The sequence below is a fragment of the Actinosynnema sp. NPDC037264 genome (assembly GCF_055603705.1).
In genome coordinates, this window is the sequence record NZ_JBVJVK010000131.1 from 1 (window position 1) to 1,911 (window position 1,911).

1 protein-coding gene and 1 pseudogene are annotated in these 1,911 nt (G+C 71.3%); both read right to left on the bottom strand.

What is annotated here, in order from left to right; genetic code table 11:
- Positions 1-111: 111 nt before the first annotated feature.
- Positions 112-1,383 carry a cellulose binding domain-containing protein gene (locus ACZ7GX_RS45650; RefSeq protein WP_498786920.1) on the bottom strand — a complete coding sequence of 424 codons (1,272 nt, stop codon included), beginning with the start codon at positions 1,381-1,383 and terminating at the stop codon, positions 112-114.
- Between the two features lie 90 nt (positions 1,384-1,473).
- Positions 1,474-1,911: pseudogene (locus ACZ7GX_RS45655) on the bottom strand (endo-1,4-beta-xylanase); the annotation flags it as partial.

A 1,911-nucleotide genomic window follows, 5' to 3' on the forward strand; every position in this document is an offset into this window, starting at 1 on the left:
AGGACGGCCCTCACCCCCCCTTTCTTTTGCTCCTCCCCCCCCCCCCCCCCCCCCCCTCCCCCCCCCCCCCCCCCCCCCCCCCCCCCCCGCACCGCACCCCTCGTGCGGCGATCAGAAGTTCTTCGTGGTCACCACCCAGGGAGCCTTGGCGGCGAGCCCGGACGGGCTGAGGATGTAGGCGCGGGCGGTCTCGTTGTCGTTGAGCACCATGTCCAGGAACTGCACCACCGTCGTCATGCCGTCGGTCAGCTGGCTGCCGGTGATGAACCCGGTGTGCCCGGCCTGCGGGTGGCGGGCCAGCACGGCGGGGACGGCGGCCAGGTCGTAGGTGGCCTGGTTGTTGGCGTAGGCGATGTCGGAGGAGCCGCCGTCCATGAACAGGGCGGGCGTGTGCAGCTTGCCGACCTCGGAGCGCGGGTAGCCGAAGGAGCCGTCGGCGAAGAACCCGCTGTTCAACGACACGACACCGGACACGCGGCGGTCCTGGGCGGCGACCATGGCTTCCAGGCCGCCGCACGAGTGGCCGGCCGTGGCGACCCCGGTCAGGTCGAGCCGTCCGCGCAGTGGCGCTCCGGAGCGGCCCTGCTCCCGCTCGGCCCACGTGATGGCGTCCGTCAGCAGGGAGGGGATGGGCGACCCGCTGGGCACGCCGTTGGGCGAGCCGTCGACCGAGCCGGTGTCCACCACGACGAACCCCTTCGACGCGACGAACGTCAGGATCCGCGTGACCTCGCTGTTGTCCGTGTGCGCGCACGCGCCGTTCCCGAAGGCCAGCACGGGGAGCGGGCGGCCGACCGCCTCGGGGTTCGACGGGCGGAACACCGTGAAGCGGCGGTCGCCGTAGGCGCCTTCCCTGGTGACGGAGAAGTTGTTCTCGATCATGGGTCGGCTCGGCTGAGGCGTCGTGGTTGTGGTCGTAGTCGTAGTCGTAGTCGTAGACGTGGTGGTGGTTGTCGTGGTCGAGCCGGTGCACACGGTGCCGTTGAGGGTGAACGCCGCCGGCGACGTCGGACGGGAGCCGGACGTGGCGTTGAAGCCGAACGACACCGTCGCGCCGGTGGCGATGCCGCCGTTCCACGCCGCGTTGGCGGCGGTGACCTGCGCGCCGGACTGGGTGTGCGTGCCGTTCCACGACTGCGTGATCCGCTCGTCACCGGGGAACGCCCACGACAGCCGCCACCCGTTCACCGGGTCGCCGAGGTTCGTCACGGCCACGGTGGCGGTGAAGCCACCCGGCCACTGCGAGCCGACCGAGTAGTCGACCCGGCAACCGGTGGCGGCCGACGCGGACTGCGCTCCGATCAAGCCGCCGGTCGTCGCGACGAGCGCCACGGCGGCCACCAGCGCGGCTGACCGCGGCGCACGGGAATCGTTCCTGAGCAAGGCATTGCTCCTTCCACTGCGGGGCGGCGGCTTGGTGTCGTGAGGGTGGGTGCGGGAGGGCCTGTGGTGATCAGGCCCTCCCGCGGCGGGTCAGCCGACCCGGCAGGTGAGGCTGGGCCAGCTCCAGTTGCCGCCGTGCTGGATGGTGAAGCCGAACGTGTTGCCGTTGCCGTTGGGGCGCGCGGTCATGACGTTGGCCGTTTCCCAGGTGGGACTGGTGTTCCAGGTGGCGATGATCCGCTGGGGCGAGCTCACGGTGACCGTGACGACCCAGTTGTCGGTGCCCGAGACGGTGACCTGGCCGTTGAAGCGGTCGCTCCACTTCTGGCCCTCGGAGTAGGTCGCGGTGCAGCCGCCGGGGTTCTGCGGGGTGGTCGTGGTCGGACCGGTCGGGTTGGTCGTCGTGGTCGTGGTGGGGCCGGTCGGGCTTGCTGCGTTGAGGGCGTTGAGGACCGAGGTGTAGGCGGCTTTCTTGTTGCCGGAGCCGTCGAAGAGCAGGGGGGTGCCGGAGGCGCGCCAGGAGTCGGT